This is a genomic window from Janibacter sp. CoH_79_TC_3 (genome assembly GCF_058197955.1).
In genome coordinates this window covers 1-311 of the sequence record NZ_JBXWIV010000070.1, presented here as the reverse complement: position 1 = coordinate 311, position 311 = coordinate 1, and the positions used below count along the sequence as shown (strand labels likewise).

At 42.4% G+C, this 311-nt stretch carries 1 protein-coding gene; it reads right to left on the bottom strand.

The window, feature by feature from the left end; all coding sequences use genetic code 11:
• A partial coding sequence (locus AC2FA3_RS15105) for a LysR family transcriptional regulator (protein WP_490510299.1) occupies positions 1 to 207 on the bottom strand: 207 nt, incomplete at its 3' end.
• Positions 208 to 311: the final 104 nt, after the last annotated feature.

Sequence of the window (311 nt, the reverse complement as noted above, 5' to 3'; positions counted from 1 at the left end):
TGTGAAATAACGCTCACCAACCTCTGTCAACGAAAAGGTCCGGCCTTGCCTGTAAAACATTGCTTCCCCAAGATACTTCTCAAGGATGCGTATTTGGTGACTCACTGCACTTTGTGTCACATTGAGGCTTTCTGCTGCTTTTGAAAAGCTGTTAAGCCGTGCAACGGATTCGAAGCACTGTATTGCACGCAACGGTGGTAAATCCATTATTATCTCAGCTAATACTAAGTATGTTTTATATCATTATACATCATAGCGTTACTTGCATATACTGCCTGACAGATCGTTAAATCAGCATGAACCCATTGGGG